We start from the raw sequence: 15,311 nt of genomic DNA on the forward strand, positions 1-15,311 counted from the left end.
TGATTCATAAGGATCATGCCAGGAAACTTAACAAAACAAACAATAATTGAAGCGCTAAAACCATCAAAACCCCCGCTGATATACCCCACTGCACTGTTTCCGCCAAGGAGATCAGCGCACCGCCTGTACCGATGCTCAATGCCACATAGAAGGAATCTACGAATTGGAGATGGCGGACATTTTCCTCTCTTTCTTTCGGCACGTTACAAGCTCTTGTCCTTGACTCAGGTCAAGAACTTGTAACGTTCATACCAAAAAGTCGCTAATTTAGCGACATCAGTGGGCATTTTGGAAGTTATGAGTATTTCTTTGATAATAAAAAAAGAAGTTTTTCTTTTACATCCACCCAATCGGTGTCTATTATGCTGTAAAAAACATTATCATGAATGGATCCGTCGGCCTTTACTCTATGCTTACGGAAAACTCCTTCCTTTACAGCTCCAATTCGTTCGATTGACCGTTGTGATCGAATATTTTGTCCACTCACGGAGAATTGCACGCGTATTAGATTCAATTCTTCAAAGCAATGCCGCAGCAGAAGGAATTTGCACTCCGTATTGACACCTGTCCTCCAATAGTCCGGTGAGAGCCATGTCCATCCAATCTCAGCATTTCTATTAATCATATCCAGTTCGCCTATTCGAGTGGTTCCAATGATCTCTCCTGAAGCTTGGTCAAAAATGGTGAAGGGGAGCTGTGTTCCTTTGTTTTTGTTCGCCAATGCATCTGTCAGCACTTGATCCAGTTCTTCCGTTGTATTCATCGTTCGCCAGGTGTATTCCCATACATTTGGAGACATCAAGACTCTGATTAATTCCGCCTTGTGGCTATCTTCCATCGGAACGAGTGTAACTATGTTCCCTTCTAGAACGAAATTCGTATTTTCTTGCAGGATAACCACTCTCCTCCGTCTACTTATATATAATATAGATACAAAGTAACGAAGTGAGAAGGGACAATCCGTAAAAATTTTTTGGTCCACTATATTCATTTATAATAAACGTTCGAAATACTCGCTGGTTTGCTGTTTCATTAAACTTGTCTGCCCATTCGTTTGAACAAAAACAGTCAATCGCAATGATCAACTCATTTATTTCATTTTCCTTTTGTAGAAGACTCTTGACCAAAAGAAAATTGCATTTCCGATCAGCAAAATAGTAAACTCCCAGCCCGTTTTACCTTTCGAGATTAAATTGATTAATGACCAAACCAACAACGCCAAAGTAAAAAATATGTACGTGTTTTTAGCAGATTTATCATTTTGAAATTGTTCCATTTCATCAGCTCTTCGCAGTTTCATTTAGAGTCCTCCTCGTAAGTAAATAATTGGTCAACGGTGGTGCCCAATTGCACTGATAATTTGAACGCTAGGGTCAATGTAGGGTCATATTTATCATTTTCTATGGCATTAATCGTTTGTCTTGTAACGCCACATTTAATGGCCAGATCCTCTTGAGATAGCTTCATCCTTTTTCTAATATCCCTAATCTTATTCTTCAATAAGTGATCACCTTCTCTATATGTAAAAACCTTTTTACATTTTAAAGGGTAAGCCATTTGGACTTTTGTGTCAAATTGTTTTTACATTTTGAATAGAGCTTATTGCACTAAACTGCCCGCTATGAACAAAAGCAGCCGATCACATGGATCAGCTGCTTTCTTTGAATTATCCGATTTTCGTCCCGTTAGGGATATGAATGTCTGGCTTCAACAGCACAACATCCCCCTGTTCTGGCAGTCCGCCTAGAACCAAAACTTCCGACTTGAATCCCGCGATCCGGCGCGGTGGAACATTGACGACACCCACAATCTGTTTTCCAACGACATCTTCAGCTGTATATCTTTTTGTAATTTGTGCGCTGGAAGACCTGATGCCCATTTCTGCGCCAAAGTCAATTTCCGTTTTGATCGCCGGGACTTTGGCTTTGCAAAAAATTCAGCACTAATAACTGTGCCTACACGAAGATGCAGTGTTTTAGAAAATCATCCAATGCTGCCATACGCAATTTCTCCCCGCATCCAGACTTCTGCGTGTCTCTCTGCAAATTGTTGGAAGGAGACAGGCGCATTCCCAGTCACTCTCATTACAGTATCCGTAATTCGATCTTCCGCTCCTTCCTCGCGAATTTTACGGTCGAGTCCGGTCATGATCTCGGCATATTCCTTACTCATCCCTGCTGCTAGCCAGCTGCGGATCAATTCATCGTCGGATATTGACTGGTGTGTAATCTTTCTACCCGTTACTTCACTAATCATTCGACTAACGTCATCATATGAAAGAGAATCGGGTCCCGTAATGATATGCTCCGTATTATGTGCATCCTCATCAGTAAGTGCTCTATAAGCGACTTCTGCGATATCTTCGGCTGCCACAAAACCAATCTTGCCTTCCCCTGCTGCGCTAATGATCAAATCCTGCTGCGAGATGGTTGTTGCATGCTGACCTTCGGTAAAATTTTGCATGAAATAGGAAGGCCTGAGTACGGTCCATTCCGGAACCGATTGCTTCAGTAATCGATGAACAGGGCCAAATACCGAACCTTCCTCCGGGATGGATGCACTGCTAAGAAATACAAACCGGCGTACTCCCTGCTCCAAAGCCGTTTGAATAAATGGCTTCATAACTTTAATGGGTTCCGGATCGCCCACGGGTGCCACCAAATAAACGCGTTCAACATGATACAGAGCAGGAAGAAACGTCGAACTGTCGTACCAGTCGAAATGGACTTGTTTCTCCGGATCTGTAATGGCTTCTGCATTTCTCATGGCAATGGTAAAGGAATACCCCTGTTGATCCAGCCTTTCCGCAATTCTTTTTCCCGTCTTTCCTGTGCCGCCTGTAATAAGTATTTTTCCATGATTCATCATTTTGATTTTATCTCCTTTTACATGTCGATTTAAAAACTTAATCTTGTGCTGCTTCAAGTAAAACCGCCGGATTCCAATAATCCTTAAAAAGCGTTATCTTCCCATCCTTTAAGTGGAACACGGAGATATACGACTGCCGATACGGTCTTTCTGTTTCTGTCATTACTGCATTGCATGTATACTCGGCAACAATTTTATCTTTGGTTACAAGCAGGTCTGGAGATGAGAAAGAGAGAATCCTCATTCGCTTGAACAGTTCATAAATATAGTTACGAATCTCTTCAATACCAACCAGCCTTTGAGTATAACCCGCGGGAGCATAAGGAAACTCAACGACGGCATCTTCACTAAATAGCGTGAACCATTTTTCGAAATCCTCCGTTACTAAGCTGCTTTGAAACACCTTTAGCATTTCGGTTGCCTGGGCATGCAGAACATTTTCGCTTGTCATATTCATCCCTCCTGTTTTTAATAGACCATTTAGTCCGAAATGAGCAAAAAAATAATTGAATCGGACTGTTTAGTCTAGAATTCCGAAAAATAATAATGAAGCAATGAGTTGGCTTCATTATTGATCTAAGGCAGATAAACTTACTGTGACGTAATCATCCATAACCTTGGGGTCACTCGTCATTTTGGCCAATTGGATCAAGGAGTATCTTGCAAAATTCAAGTAACGAGCCAAAGCTCGAAGGTCTCGGTCACTCGCAATTTCTCCATTCTCCTGTCCCCGAACCAAAGCTGCATAAAAGGCTTCTTCCAGCGTATTCAAATCCTCCAATAAAAATGATCTAATTTCCATATCATGAGGCATCTGATCAATGGCTGAAAAAATAATAAAGCATTCCTTTTGCCGGTTCTTATCCTTTAATACCTTTGCTGCTTCATGAAATACATAAGCTATCCCCTGCTTTGCAGATTCAGAGGTCGCTAAATACTTCATGGCTGCGCTGCTCTTTTCATTTACGTAATGCTTCAAAGCAAGGATGAACAAGTCTCTTTTCGTACCATAAGTGTCATACAAGCTTTGCCGGGCAATACCGAGTCCTTTCAGCAGTTGAGGCAATGAGGTTCCCTCATAGCCGTAATGTCCGAAAACCTCCATAGCTTTACGAAGTACTTCCAACGTATCAAACTCTTTGTTTCTTCCCAATTTCACCCTCCTTTGATCGTCATTATATCCTTTTCGGACTAAACAGTCAAGAAAAAAAACGACATATCTACACAGATTTAGGTGAGAAACTTCCTTCCCCAGCCTCTAATCGAATCGATGATACATGGCAGCGTTTTTGATGATCATGACAGCCTGCCCTATGCGCAGAAACCTTTCCTGATCTCTAAATCAAATGTGACGCCTCTTATGATTTTCCCTTCTTTGAAACAATTTTAATCAACGGAAATGAACATCTACTTCATATATCTCCAAAACATTTGCTTTTCGTATCCATATTTTGTACGGTTGCATGCCATGGACAAGGCAACGGATGTGGTGCTCATCTATCAATTCACTTCGATATAAATCTTCTACTACGTGGATCTCCCTGCAAATTCTCGGCTCTGTTCGGCATCCTCACCAATGGTAGGTACTTCGTAAACTCTGCCCCTTCCGTAATGTGTACACCGACCACAAGAAAGTGGCAAACACTGCGTCTTCTTAACATGGAATAGTCCCCTGTTCTTGTCCTCCGACAATCAGCAGCAGACTATTTCATTTTGTTTTCCTATTAACCCAATCCATGTGAAGCCAAAAGAATAATATATCTTATCACTTTGAGGAGGTTGATCTCTATGACATTGGTAAGATACTCTACTGGTCCAGTTGAAAATGCTATTAATTTGTCGACACTTCCGGGAGAATCCAGAACTTTTTTCGCAAAGGCAGTCAATAACGGAAGTAGCACTGCTAAGGTGCGTATCCGTTTATTCCGTTTGAATGGTGAAAAAACTTTGGTTAGATCCGTTATTTTCACTCTTGCACCAGGCGCTTCCAGCTTCCGAGTTCTGAACGTGGCTAATTTGGTTCAATTTGAAGTTGAGTATACTACAAACAGCAAACATGTCCTTGTGTCAGGATGGGGTAAAAACGCATCTGGCCGACTCGTTGCAGCTCATCGCTTCTCACCTACTGAATTGGCGAAGAAGCGTATTAAAAAGCATAGATAATAATTAATAGCTTGGAGATCCACCTGCTTCCGCAGAGGTGGGTCTTTTTTTGTATGTATCTCTAATCGGTATATGTTCCTCTGCCGCACTTCCTCCATACCAAATCTGCCTGCTTCCCCATCCTGTCGTAGAATAATAGGAGGTCTCAAATCGTGGCCCGCACCGTCCAAAGGCCACATGGCATGTTTATGAGCAAATCCCTTATCCTTCAGCCTCTTCATGATTACTCATTCATCCTTGCGAAAAGCCATACCCCATCGTCTGTTCCCGAAGTGAAAGCAAGCCCGCTATTGTCTCATCCAATAAGGATGGCGTATCTAGAAATAGCCCTTCGGTTTACCGGATGCGCGTGCCAACACAAAAACACCTCCAAGGATGTTTCCATATCTCAGCATATGGTTGCATTCTCTTGAAGGTGCTTTAGTATGCCATCGGTCCATGATGCACACATGGGAGAGTTGTTGAAGGATTTCCGTATTACAGGTATTGAACGGCGATGAAGTAGAACATACCGTCCGAATTGAAGTTACCTACAATCGTAGGGGCTCCTTTTTTCTCAAAAACAACGCGGTCAGATGGGAAAGCTTCCTTCGTTGCTTTGTATCCGGTCAGATCAACACCAAGCCAATTTTTAGCCTGCTCCGTAGCTTGTGCTAACAGCTGCTTTTCGGTGAGTGCTTTGATGGATTTTTCATATTTATCAATAACATCCTGATCCTTGCCATACAGATCATCTGCCAATGCTCTGGCGTTCACACTTTGGACATCAAGCGTTTTTTTGTCGATCTCTATCCACGTCCCGAAATCACCGTCCACGAACATGAACTCATACACTTGTTTAGTCCCTTTTTTAATAAGAGAGACACCGGCCAGCTCTCCCTGTTCCACACCTTCCAGTTTGTCGAAAACAGCTTCCGCAGCATCTTGTACAGAAGAGTCTACTGCATCCGGTTGAATTGACTCGGAAGTGTGGCTCAGCTTGTCATCATTAATGTAGTAGGTCAGATTGTCAGTACTGATGTTAGCATTACTAATTTTTCCTTTTGCATCAAAAATAACATGGCTATAAGGGGATTTTTTAATGGAATAGGACCATTCCTTCGCGCCGAAGGACTCACCTTTGTCAAGTTTATAAGCAGTGCCCGTTATTTTCTTTAATGTTTGCTCCACTTTCTTGACTGCCGCAGCAGGTGCAGTTGTTGCGTTTTTTTCAGCTGCAGTAACCGTTGATCCGACACTGGCTGCACTAGCCTGTGTTTGAGAATAGGCCATAGAAGTGGCACCAATGATTCCTGCCAGTGCTACAGAGCTGAGTACTTTGTACATCTTTTTCATAATGGTTCCTCCATATTGTGTAATTTGTTTTACACCTATATAACGCTCAAGAACCTATCAATTGTGACACAAATGATTTTTTATTCTAAAATTATGATTCTCAAGAAGTGAAAACCATTCAAAAGGCCGTTTGCGTCGTTTGCTTAAATGCAAATCATTTTATGAACAATTACTGAATGTTTTGAATTTAAACTATATTCGATGTATCGAATGCACTACAATGTGTAGTAAGTGATTATATCAATTTATATATATCGGAGGGCTTCTTATAATGGTACTTACATTATTAAGCATATTAATGATTGTGTTATTGTCCGGATACATGGTTCTGAACACCCATAAACAAAAAAGCAGAATCACGGGCATGCCTGGAATGATGATTGCCATGAGCATTGGAATGATGTCTAGTCTTGCCCTTGGTTTTCAACTGGGCATTGTGTTTGATCATGATTTGGCAGTTCCTTCAATTATCGCTATTTTATTCGGTTTGGGGACCGGTTACTTTACAGGAAAGCCTGTGAGCATACTGGCATCGTTGGATGGTATGTTGGCTGGAATTATGGGTGGAATGATGGGGGCCATGCTCGGTTCAATGCTTGGTTTTACCTATATCATGGCATTGTTTATTGATATCTTGTTTATCCTTATCTTTTGTGTTGTTCTTCAATTAACAAGTTCAAATTCAGTGGAAACCCATAAAACCAAACGTAACGGGATCAGCGTGCCCTTTATTGCAGGTATCATAACGGTTGCCTTTGGAACGGTTTCGGTCGGTTTACTCCTTTTTAATCAGTATCAAGATCATCGAGCCTCAGCAGTTTCTTCCCAAAATAAGCAACAGAGCTCTGCTCAAGAAAATGCAGGCTATAAGGTGATTTCAGTGGATGTCAAATCTAATGGTTTTAGCCAAGACAATATTGTAGTCCAAGCAGGTGTTCCTACAAAATTAAATTTTATAAAACAAACAGGCTATACTTGTATAAAAAGTGTGGAGTCCGCGGATCTGGGCATTGATGTGTACCTTGAAAAGGGAGATAACTTCATTACGTTAAATGATTTGAAACCTGGAACATATCATTTCAATTGTGGCATGTATATGTACTATGGAACGATCACTGTTGTATAACGTGAAATTTTGATGTTGTAGATGAGGTTTTTAACCCCCTTTTCCGCCCAACTCCATGTTGGTGAACGCCGAAGTGTAGTTTCCTGAGAGGATATTCTATCTTCATTCTCTTCATTCAATGCGTGGTTTTCACACAAAAGTTAACCGCCCAATGAAAGGCGGTTAACTTAATCCAATGGCTATTCATCTATAGATGCTATTTTTGTCTCCTTTCAGCCCAAACTTTAATCCAGCGTTTTCTTTGACAAGTGTTATAGCGAGTTTACGAACTTTACCTCCGGAAAGCGGCTATCCGGTCCCTTCATTAATATTCCGCCTTTATTTTTCAAATACATATCAAAAAAGTCCAGCATATAGGCATTGATTATGGAGCTCGCTCTCTCAGGCGCAATCTTTCCTGTAATGCCAAGCATGTTGAAACTCGGAGAAATGAACTGGACGTCGGTAAAATTCAAATGCTCTGTATTTTCGATATAGAGAACTTGTCCCCCTTCGTCGACCGTTTCGCGCATCCGTTCAAGCTCCAATTTTTTATCTTCCGTTACTTGATCTTCCCACTCTCTTGTTGAGCCCATACGGTTAAGCTCTGCATCGGTGTAGACCCGGTCATCCATCACCCTTTTTAGTTTTTCGAAATAGCTCTCCGAGTTGATGAACAAAAACGGCTTTCGCAGACCCTCTCGGTCACGCAGTCGATAAAGCCCTCCATCAAGGTCGACTCCAGCCGTGATGCGCGGATCGTAAGAAGCATCATAGGCCGTCGCTCCGCCGATGGAATGGCCGAACACCCCGACATGACCGAGATCCATCCTCCCTTTGAGATGACTTGGAATCTGCCCTGATTGGATGAGCTCGAATTGGTCCAGCACGAACGCCACATCGTCGGTTAGAACTTTTCCTAACTCGTCGCGAACTCTTCTACTCGTCCGGTAATCCTGGTCGGGCGAAAATAAGTCGTTCGTTGTGTCCGTCGTGATTCGTCCGTCCGGAAATTCGGTTGCAATTGTATTGTAGGTGTGGTCGACCACGGCCACGATATATCCGTGACTCGCGAGATTTTCGGCTTGCGACGTGTGAAGGAACCTTGAGGAACCATTGCCTGGATTCGCCAGGATTAGCGGGTATCGAGTCTGTGCCGAAGAAACTTCGGCCCCCGAATAAGCATGACTGGATACGTACTTTAGGTGTTGAAAAGTAAACCCGGGAAGACCATAGCTCTCCGCCATATAAGATAAGATTCCGGTATCGGGGATAAAGGGCGTGTACTTTCCGGTGTCAGCTTGAGCCGGATACCATACCTGAACCATCAACTCCCTCTTGCCTGTCGCGGAATTTCCAAATGTCTCCTCCCGGTTTGAATCGACGAAATGAAAAACTTGCGTGCCAACCTTCAACTTGCCAGTTGGCGCCGGAAAGTCGAATACGGGAAACACATAGAGGAAGCACCCCGTTGTAATTAACCCAATCACGATAAAAAGTCGGCCCAGCACCCTACGGATTCGGGAAGCAGTCTGAACGACTTTCGGCATTATGAAAACGTCTTTAAGCGAAAGCATAAGCATCAGGATCGTAAATCCGTATAAAAATAAAAGCTGAACCCTGTATCCTTCGACAAGCAAATGTGTCACTATAAAAATGGAGCCTGCTCCGCTTGTCAGGAGCAAAGCTGATCTTCGAATACGTGGATTGAAAATGAACAGGAGTGCCAACAAACAAACACTTGAAAAGAAAAGCAGCATTTCAAAAAACCTCACACCAACTCCCCCTTAAAAATAATCCTATCAATGGATTAGTATAGGGGGACAGCTAGGTTGATACCATTGATCTAGATGACAATTGCCTTACACTCATGTAAGGTTGACCAGACGCCCAATTTGATTACACTCTTCAGCAAACCAAATATCCCCGTCGCTACCTAGCGCAATACCGTGCGGTTCTGCATTTTTCATAGGAATCGGATATTCCGTAATCATTCCATCGATCGTTATTCGACCGATCTTGTTGCCGCCCCATTCCGTAAACCAAAGATCCCCGTTCCTTCCAGAGATTATAGCGTGGGGACGAGCGTTCGGCGTAGGAATCGGAAATTCCTTTATTTCGCCTGAAGGCGTAATTCTACCGATGTTATTTGCATTAATTTGCACAAACCAAACAGCCCCATCCGGCCCGCAAGCAATACCGACAGGCCCGGAATTCGGTGTAGGGATTTGATACTCCATCATTTTCCCATCCGTGGTTATTCTTCCGATCGTATTGTTTTGATTCTGTGTAAACCATAACGCCTTATCAGGACCCGTAATAATAAAAGAGGGGAACGTATCCTGGGCAGGCAAATCAAACTCCGTCATTTCCCCCCTCGTTGTTATCCTTCCGATCTTTCCGCTCTTCATCTGGGTAAACCAAATCCCACCGTCAGGACCTTCTGTAATCCCGAATGGCGCAGAGCCCGAAGTCGGCACATCATATTCTTTGAATTGACCGTTTAACGACATTCTGCCAATCTTATTTGCGTTATATTCTGTGAACCACAGGTCGCCCGCCTGATCCGAAATGATAGACATCGCTCCAGCGTTTTCTGTCGGAATCGAGAATGATGTGATCTTGCCTTTGGCGTCTATTCGCCCGATATGATTGCCCTTTTGTTCCGTAAACCAAATGGCTCCGTCTTTCCCGGCAGTGATTCCGTACGGCCCTGATTCATGATTGCCGACTGCATATTCAATAATCGTGTGTCTCATACGCTTCCCCTCCAGCAAATTACGCAATGTATCTAAATCCCCGTATACCATTGCTTCAATGTATGGATTGATGCTTTCGATATCATTGTCCCAATTCAGAGAAAACTGCGAACTTAAAACAATCGATTTCACTTTTAGATTTGCAGAACATCGAGCAATTCTAGTGCAGCTCGTTATGTTTCCTCCCCAAAAAACAAAGAGGACCTTAAAAGAGCCCCCGATTCGAAATAGGATATTTTTGAACATTGATCTATATGCGGAAATTAATCGTAGATCACATTTTTTCCTTCTTCACTTAATTTTTTTAAAGATGCAAGCATATGATTGATCTCTTCATCGGAGTGTCTTTCCCATGAAGCTAATTCAGCGACTATCTTTAGAGGTGATTTAGATCTATATGAGCGTGTCGGGTTTCCAGGAAATCTTTTATCCGTTAAGTTAGGATCATTTTCAAAATCTCCTAATGGTTCTACAATATAGATCCGTTCTTTTGAATTAGATCTTGCTAATTCAGCTCCCCATTTGGCAGCATTCAATGTTGCAGTAAAGTATATATGGTTAGATTTTTTTTCTTGGTAATTGGATAAGTATTGCGGTTCCAATAAATCACCAATTTTCAGTTCTGCTTTAGTGCCATGAAAAAAAGGACCTTGATCCAAGACATCTTTTTTGGCTTCCATACGGATGCACCTCTTTTATTTTTTGATTTGTCTTTAGCAGTATAGTGTAGGAATTACGAAAAAAACAGTCTATAAAAAAAATATTAAAAACGGTATAATTTAAGTAGAGAGAATGATATTGAACAGAAATTGCCTATATAGCAGGTGTATGAAGGATTACCTTCTCCCATGTCAATAAACAAAACTCAACAGGGAAAGATGTGAAGGAATCGTGATAAAGCAAAAGGTATATTACGGAAAAGATATCGAGGTCATGTTTAATCCAGAGGTATGCATTCATTCCGGTATTTGCGTAAAGGGCCTCCCTGGTGTTTTTGATTTAAGCAAACGTCCTTGGGTTAATCCCGATGCCGACACTACGGAGGCCATTGCCCGACATATTGATACCTGTCCAAGCGGAGCACTGACGTATAGACGTCTGGACGATGAAAATTCAACGGAGAAAGAGGAATGAACTTGCATATTGTAGAACATGAAACCGCTAATAAAAGATTCCTTATTCGAGATAACGGCGGCATTGCTGCCGTGATGACATATGTCATTTCAAATCCGGAGCTTTACATTATCGATCACACGTTGGTCGAAAATGCTTACCGGGGACAAGGGCTTGGCGATCAGCTTGTCGAAGCTATGGTGGAATACGCCCGGGAAAACGGTATCAAGATTTTGCCCTTATGCCCGTTTGCCAAGGGACGATTCGAACGTTTCTCCGAATACGCGGATGTTCTTCATAAGTAATCACGAATAATATAGTTATGATTATAATAAGATCAAAGAGCCTGAGGGTACGAAATTTCTTCGTTCCTCTCAGGCTCTTCTCCTTTCATCAGTGCTCATTCGTGCATACATCATAAAATCATCCTTCTAACTCATCGCCGTTAACAACACCGCATTCGCATTAAACACACCGTGAACGATCATGCCTGGCAAGAATGTCCACTGATCCATCTTCTTCCACATTTCTGAGCTAGTCATCCTACGGGTTCGGATCTGGTCCATAACGTACAACCGGGCGTTAACCACACTCTTGTTCCGAGGAAACACTTACCTACATATTATATTATGATTTAAAAATTCCAACCCTCTAAAGAGAATTGGCATTGAGAGATGGGAATTGTGTTTAAGTCTAATATGTATTATTTCTATTGATATACCTCACCTGATCCTGCTTAGAAACGTCCTTGTTTTGTGTCGGCCCAAAGTCTAGGTATAATGCTAGGTTGTTTTTGTATTGGAAAATTGTCTTCGAAGATATTTTTGACTGGGACGATGGAGAAGAATTGTAACAACCGCAAAAATATAAATTAGAATGGACAAGACCTCTTTCGAAGAGAACACCTGAAGAAGACCAAGGATAACAATAATCAGAGATGTTTTATACATTTTACAGCTAATAAAAATGACGGCTAATAACGCAGGGATTAACGCAATGTAGATACTAGCTTCAGCAGCTCCAAAAGCATAATATAAGCTTTCCGAATTGGCATCTAGATACATAAACTTGGCATCCGCTTCTCGAATTTTAATTTGCAGCTGCACCATCGAATATACCAAAATGACTAATTTCAAACTTAGTAAAGCGCGGACCACATGCAACATTACAGGCATCTTCATCTTCATGCAATTAGCTTTCTCCAATCTCTATGTATATTATTTTCCTTAATTATACTTTTCAACAAACCAATAACACATTAGACTTAAGTATGGTTTTTTATTGATCCAAATTCGTAAATGTGTATTCGTTTCTTGACTCCACATTTTCAATTTAAGCGTGATGTTTGAAAGACTTGGAGATAGAAAGAGCATAACGAAATTTAAATCGGATTCAGCATCGGCAAAAAAATAGAAAGAGCAGCCTTCTCACAGGCTGCTCTTGAACACAGAACCTGGACTTATTTAACCAGAAATGAACCGAGGCAGATATATGTTATTCTTTTTTAAACCATGTTTTGGCCTCTTGAGAACTCAATCTCCAGATCACGAACACAGGAAGAATAACCCCAATGATAAATCCTGCATTATGCCAGACCGCGAATTCAGTCAAGCGCAGCACAATCATAATGACTGATAATACCTATTTTTGATATCAGCTGCGATCTTGCTTAGAATGCTCACACTCCTTGCTGTCTCTATATCTACCAATCCGTCATTTGTATAGAAATGCTTGTTGTCAATCCATTTATTTCACCAAAAATGGTTCCTTGATGTTGTACCGAATTGGCGTATAAAATATCTTCTTTGAAGTCAACGGAAAATGATAATGGATAAATTTAGACGATATGATAAAATGAGGTGTGTTCCTTGATGTTGCAAAGAGTCGAGTTTAATGGAGGGCATCTTCTTGAAATGGTTATATGTCGTCATGTTCGCATCCCTATGGCTGCTGGGTATCCTGATGCTGTCACAGCATTTTCGTAAAAACTTTTGGATCGGTCTTTCTCTGCTCTGCGGGGGTATGGCGAGCTTCACCTTTTCCATCCATTTAACAATCGTTCCTTATCTATCTAGCAGGGGCTTGCTCAATCCGCTCTTAAGCAACCTTCTTTATACGTCCAGCATTGCGGCCATAACCGTTTATTTTTACTTGTTTGCGTTTGTTTTTTGCATAAGCGGGGTATGGTTCGGGGTGATCCGTAAGAGCAAAAACGCTATTCTGATCACTATTGCTTTATTCATACCCGCAGCTTGTCTACTTGGCAACCATCTGCTGAACGAGCCTCCAAACATCTTTATCATCAACAGCTTTCGCTGGTGGGACGGATTCTACTTCATCTTGGGCTGCTGTCTTTATTTCGCCTCCTATCTATTGGAAAAGGAAGCTGAAGCAAGACGGTCAAAGCGGCGAATAGCTTTCCTATTCTCGGCAGCGATCCTTTGGGCCTTTTCAACGGATTTCCTAGGCTTTAAAACACTTCGTTTGGAAGAATGGCAGTTTCAATTGGAGAGCAACAATGCGTGGAAGAACAACGTGTTCGTTGTTCTTGGCCTAGTCGTGACCATCGTATATTTTACGCTTAAATACGGGTTTCTCGGCATTAAATTGCGGATCGAACGAGAACGTCTGAATTCCTCAATGCGCGCTCTGACACTGGGGGTGTCTATTCTCAATCATTCCATCAAAAACGAAATTCAAAAGATCAGCTACCTGGCTGAAAAAACAGGAGACTACATACACTCCGGCCAGTCTGCTAAATCACAGCAAACGCTTGAGCAGGTACAGACCGTGGCTAATCATTTGCTCAATATGGTTAGCCGCATTAAAGATAAAGCCGATGATATCGCACTTGAAGAGAGGGAATTGGATATTAACGAACTGATCTCTTCCGTTACGTCCCCTTTAAAACCGCAGCTTGAAGGACGCGGTATCGTCCTTCAAGAGCTGATCGAATCAAAAGGTAGATTAAGATGCGATCCCACTCATCTCAAGGAAACGCTGTCAAACCTGCTCCAAAATGCCCTCGACGTAATGCCTGAGCGAAACGGCACGCTAAGCATTCACGTTTATACAGGGAATAAACACTTGTTGATAAACGTTGCCGACAATGGATGCGGTATCCCGAAGGAGCAGCATGGCAAAATTTTTGAGCCCTTTTATACAACAAAGAAAAACACGCTAAGCTTCGGTTTAGGACTCTCCTATTGTGCTTCGGTGATGCAAAAGCATAATGGAAGCATACGTATACTTGAATCCGAGCCTGGAAAAGGCACCGTAATCGGCTTATCCTTTCCGTTGAACCGATTCACCACTGCTTCCAAGGCCAATCGCTACTTTGATTGGAATCCTTTCTCTACAGCCCGCCGAATTAACCGTTTCTAAAAGGGTTGAGCTTGTTTTTTATGCTTTTCAACTGTGATTTGATCGTATTGGTGGATTTGTATAGTTTTTCAGAAATTTGCTGTTTGCTGAGCCCCTGCTTACGTAGCTCGAATACTTCTCGTTCCGTGGGCGTAAGCGGCATTAGCTGAACCTCGTTTCGCATAATACTTGCGGCATCCGCATGAATAGCGGACCGGTTGGCATATGCTTCTCTTACTGCACGAACGATGTCTTTGTAGCTTTGCTTCGTAATGTAATTCATGGCGCCCAGCTGAAACGATTTGATAATAATGTCTTTGTCCGAAAGCGAGGTCAGCATAATAATTTTTACGTTACGATGTGTCAGCAGTGTTGAAATTTCATGGGCGGCCTCCAGGCCGTCCAAATTGTTTTCAGTCAAATTAATATCCATAAGTACGACATCGATCTCTGTTTCAAGTGCAGTTCGAACCGCCTCTTCTCCCGTACCCACTACTGCAACAACATCTATATCCGTTTCCTCCGCCAAATCACTGCTTATATTCTGCTGCCAGAAAGAATCGTCCTCAACGAGCATTACGCGTATACGCTCCATGTAAGCACCC

At 42.2% G+C, this 15,311-nt stretch carries 18 protein-coding genes and 1 pseudogene; 5 read left to right on the forward strand and 14 right to left on the reverse strand.

Translation table 11 applies throughout. The features are described 5' to 3' along the window. Positions 1–13: 13 nt before the first annotated feature. The 8 genes and pseudogenes from MKY59_RS16505 to MKY59_RS16540 all read right to left on the reverse strand — a co-directional run bounded on the left by MKY59_RS16505 (position 14) and on the right by MKY59_RS16540 (position 4,021). A complete protein-coding gene (locus tag MKY59_RS16505) occupies positions 14–202 on the reverse strand; it encodes a hypothetical protein (protein ID WP_339272417.1) in 189 nt (62 codons plus the stop codon). A 93-nt stretch (positions 203–295) separates the two neighbouring features. Next, positions 296–901, reverse strand: a complete 606-nt coding sequence (locus MKY59_RS16510) for a GNAT family protein (protein WP_339272418.1) — start codon at positions 899–901, stop codon at positions 296–298. A gap of 189 nt (positions 902–1,090) precedes the next feature. Continuing rightward, positions 1,091–1,300, reverse strand: coding sequence for a hypothetical protein (locus MKY59_RS16515; RefSeq protein ID WP_339272419.1), 210 nt, complete (start codon positions 1,298–1,300; stop codon positions 1,091–1,093). Then, a complete protein-coding gene (locus MKY59_RS16520) occupies positions 1,297–1,500 on the reverse strand; it encodes a helix-turn-helix transcriptional regulator (RefSeq protein WP_339272422.1) in 204 nt (67 codons plus the stop codon). The genes MKY59_RS16515 and MKY59_RS16520 overlap by 4 nt, the downstream gene beginning before the upstream one ends. Positions 1,501–1,666: 166 nt before the next feature. Next, positions 1,667–2,000: pseudogene (gene csaA, locus MKY59_RS16525) on the reverse strand (chaperone CsaA). Further along, positions 1,984–2,868, reverse strand: coding sequence for an ergot alkaloid biosynthesis protein (locus tag MKY59_RS16530; protein ID WP_339272424.1), 885 nt, complete (start codon positions 2,866–2,868; stop codon positions 1,984–1,986). The pseudogene csaA and the gene MKY59_RS16530 overlap by 17 nt, the downstream one beginning before the upstream one ends. 37 nt (positions 2,869–2,905) lie before the next feature. Further along, positions 2,906–3,319, reverse strand: coding sequence for a nuclear transport factor 2 family protein (locus MKY59_RS16535; protein ID WP_339272426.1), 414 nt, complete (start codon positions 3,317–3,319; stop codon positions 2,906–2,908). Between the two features lie 117 nt (positions 3,320–3,436). Beyond that, positions 3,437–4,021 (reverse strand): TetR/AcrR family transcriptional regulator, encoded by a 585-nt coding sequence (locus MKY59_RS16540; protein ID WP_236412625.1) that lies wholly within the window; start codon positions 4,019–4,021, stop codon positions 3,437–3,439. A 635-nt stretch (positions 4,022–4,656) separates the two neighbouring features. On the opposite strand from MKY59_RS16540, the gene MKY59_RS16545 reads away from it, so the two are divergent. Then, on the forward strand, positions 4,657–5,031 hold the full coding sequence (locus tag MKY59_RS16545; protein WP_236412624.1) for a hypothetical protein: 375 nt from the start codon (positions 4,657–4,659) through the stop codon (positions 5,029–5,031). Between the two features lie 477 nt (positions 5,032–5,508). On the opposite strand, the gene MKY59_RS16550 is transcribed toward MKY59_RS16545, so the two are convergent. Further along, positions 5,509–6,366, reverse strand: coding sequence for a hypothetical protein (locus MKY59_RS16550; RefSeq protein ID WP_236412622.1), 858 nt, complete (start codon positions 6,364–6,366; stop codon positions 5,509–5,511). Between the two features lie 271 nt (positions 6,367–6,637). Between MKY59_RS16550 and MKY59_RS16555 the strand changes: the two genes are divergently transcribed. Then, the gene (locus MKY59_RS16555; protein WP_339272428.1) at positions 6,638–7,492 is read left to right on the forward strand and encodes a cupredoxin domain-containing protein; all 855 of its coding nucleotides are present in this window, start codon (positions 6,638–6,640) and stop codon (positions 7,490–7,492) included. Positions 7,493–7,743: 251 nt separating this feature from the next. Here the strand turns inward: MKY59_RS16555 and MKY59_RS16560 are convergent, their stop codons facing one another. The 3 genes from MKY59_RS16560 to arr all read right to left on the reverse strand — a co-directional run bounded on the left by MKY59_RS16560 (position 7,744) and on the right by arr (position 10,910). Continuing rightward, positions 7,744–9,246 carry a dienelactone hydrolase gene (locus MKY59_RS16560; protein ID WP_339272430.1) on the reverse strand — a complete coding sequence of 501 codons (1,503 nt, stop codon included), beginning with the start codon at positions 9,244–9,246 and terminating at the stop codon, positions 7,744–7,746. Positions 9,247–9,339: 93 nt separating this feature from the next. After that, a complete protein-coding gene (locus MKY59_RS16565) occupies positions 9,340–10,230 on the reverse strand; it encodes a Virginiamycin B lyase (protein WP_339278415.1) in 891 nt (296 codons plus the stop codon). A 263-nt stretch (positions 10,231–10,493) separates the two neighbouring features. Then, positions 10,494–10,910 carry an NAD(+)--rifampin ADP-ribosyltransferase gene (gene arr / locus MKY59_RS16570; protein WP_236412618.1) on the reverse strand — a complete coding sequence of 139 codons (417 nt, stop codon included), beginning with the start codon at positions 10,908–10,910 and terminating at the stop codon, positions 10,494–10,496. 211 nt (positions 10,911–11,121) lie between these two features. On the opposite strand from arr, the gene MKY59_RS16575 reads away from it, so the two are divergent. Both MKY59_RS16575 and MKY59_RS16580 read left to right on the forward strand, forming a co-directional pair. After that, entirely contained in the window at positions 11,122–11,364 is a 243-nt protein-coding gene (locus MKY59_RS16575; protein ID WP_290371407.1) for a (4Fe-4S)-binding protein, read from the forward strand. 2 nt (positions 11,365–11,366) lie between these two features. Then, the gene (locus MKY59_RS16580) at positions 11,367–11,648 is read left to right on the forward strand and encodes a GNAT family N-acetyltransferase (RefSeq protein ID WP_236412957.1); all 282 of its coding nucleotides are present in this window, start codon (positions 11,367–11,369) and stop codon (positions 11,646–11,648) included. Positions 11,649–12,125: 477 nt separating this feature from the next. On the opposite strand, the gene MKY59_RS16585 is transcribed toward MKY59_RS16580, so the two are convergent. Continuing rightward, on the reverse strand, positions 12,126–12,530 hold the full coding sequence (locus tag MKY59_RS16585) for a hypothetical protein (protein WP_339272435.1): 405 nt from the start codon (positions 12,528–12,530) through the stop codon (positions 12,126–12,128). Positions 12,531–13,251: 721 nt separating this feature from the next. Between MKY59_RS16585 and MKY59_RS16590 the strand changes: the two genes are divergently transcribed. Next, positions 13,252–14,727: a HAMP domain-containing sensor histidine kinase gene (locus MKY59_RS16590; protein WP_339272437.1), complete on the forward strand. Its 1,476-nt coding sequence runs from the start codon at positions 13,252–13,254 to the stop codon at positions 14,725–14,727. On the opposite strand, the gene MKY59_RS16595 is transcribed toward MKY59_RS16590, so the two are convergent. Next, the gene (locus MKY59_RS16595) at positions 14,714–15,301 is read right to left on the reverse strand and encodes a response regulator transcription factor (RefSeq protein WP_236412615.1); all 588 of its coding nucleotides are present in this window, start codon (positions 15,299–15,301) and stop codon (positions 14,714–14,716) included. The genes MKY59_RS16590 and MKY59_RS16595 overlap by 14 nt on opposite strands. Between the last annotated feature and the right edge of the window lie 10 nt (positions 15,302–15,311).

The organism is Paenibacillus sp. FSL W8-0426 (assembly GCF_037969725.1).
Taxonomy (GTDB): Bacteria; Bacillota; Bacilli; order Paenibacillales; family Paenibacillaceae; genus Paenibacillus; species Paenibacillus hubeiensis.

Excerpts from the sequence above, each read along its gene's own strand:
- MKY59_RS16550 (WP_236412622.1), bottom strand. The coding sequence starts at position 6,366 with ATGAAAAAGATGTACAAAGTACTCAGCTCTGTAGCACTGGCAGGAATC.
- MKY59_RS16515 (WP_339272419.1), bottom strand. The coding sequence starts at position 1,300 with ATGAAACTGCGAAGAGCTGATGAAATGGAACAATTTCAAAATGATAAA.
- MKY59_RS16535 (WP_339272426.1), bottom strand. The coding sequence starts at position 3,319 with ATGACAAGCGAAAATGTTCTGCATGCCCAGGCAACCGAAATGCTAAAG.
- MKY59_RS16545 (WP_236412624.1), top strand. The coding sequence starts at position 4,657 with ATGACATTGGTAAGATACTCTACTGGTCCAGTTGAAAATGCTATTAAT.
- MKY59_RS16530 (WP_339272424.1), bottom strand. The coding sequence starts at position 2,868 with ATGATGAATCATGGAAAAATACTTATTACAGGCGGCACAGGAAAGACG.
- MKY59_RS16565 (WP_339278415.1), bottom strand. The coding sequence starts at position 10,230 with ATGAGACACACGATTATTGAATATGCAGTCGGCAATCATGAATCAGGG.
- MKY59_RS16585 (WP_339272435.1), bottom strand. The coding sequence starts at position 12,530 with ATGAAGATGAAGATGCCTGTAATGTTGCATGTGGTCCGCGCTTTACTA.
- MKY59_RS16555 (WP_339272428.1), top strand. The coding sequence starts at position 6,638 with ATGGTACTTACATTATTAAGCATATTAATGATTGTGTTATTGTCCGGA.
- arr (WP_236412618.1), bottom strand. The coding sequence starts at position 10,910 with ATGGAAGCCAAAAAAGATGTCTTGGATCAAGGTCCTTTTTTTCATGGC.
- MKY59_RS16595 (WP_236412615.1), bottom strand. The coding sequence starts at position 15,301 with ATGGAGCGTATACGCGTAATGCTCGTTGAGGACGATTCTTTCTGGCAG.